The sequence below is a fragment of the Nocardia abscessus NBRC 100374 genome, from assembly GCF_000308455.1.
In the GTDB taxonomy this organism is placed as follows: domain Bacteria; phylum Actinomycetota; class Actinomycetes; order Mycobacteriales; family Mycobacteriaceae; genus Nocardia; species Nocardia abscessus.
Genome location: NZ_BAFP01000216.1, coordinates 1 through 616, shown reverse-complemented (window position 1 = coordinate 616; position 616 = coordinate 1). Strand labels below are relative to the sequence as shown.

General features: G+C 72.1%; 1 protein-coding gene and 1 pseudogene. One reads left to right on the top strand and one right to left on the bottom strand.

The annotated features are described in order from the left end of the window. Window positions 1–248 (top strand): annotated as a pseudogene (locus tag ON19_RS30805) (pentachlorophenol monooxygenase); the annotation flags it as partial. Between the two features lie 18 nt (window positions 249–266). Here the strand turns inward: ON19_RS30805 and ON19_RS30800 are convergent. Then, window positions 267–616, bottom strand: a 350-nt coding sequence (locus ON19_RS30800; RefSeq protein WP_043700732.1) for a TetR/AcrR family transcriptional regulator, incomplete at its 5' end; no start/stop codon positions are given.

The window sequence follows — 616 nt, the reverse complement described above, 5'->3', positions numbered from 1 at the left end:
CTGTCACGGCCGCGACGACGCTGTCGCGGGTGCTGGCCGGTGAACCGGAAAGCCTGCTCGACGAATACGCCGACGCCCGGCGCCGCACTGCCGGAGCTGTGGTCTCCATCGCCAGCCGGCTCACCGACCTCGCCACCGCATCGGCACGCGTCCGGCCGATCCGCAACACCGCCATGGCGCTGGCGGGCAAGGCCGCGCCCGTGCGCAACCGGCTGGCCTGGCGGCTGTCCGGACTCGACCGCCGTTGAGATACCCGACGGCGCCGGTTATTGCGGACCGACCAGGTAGCGCTGCAGTGTGGGGCCGAGCCATTCGATGATGGCTTCGCGGGAGAGATCGACCACCGGCGGTATGAACAGCACATACCGGCACAGCGCCAAGCCGAGTGCCTGGGAGGCTGCGAGCCCGGCCCGGGCCGGGGCCCCGGCGGGATCGCCGGTGAGTTCGGCGATCATCGGGACCAGTTGAGCGGCGAAGATCCCGCGCATCCGCTCGGCGCTGTCGGTATCGGTGACCGCGGTCCGCAGCAGGATCCGCAGCGCCTCGTCGCCCTCCCACCGATCGGCGATGTGGGCGGCCAGGGCCTGGCCCACCCGGTCGGCCGGCAGGACTGTCA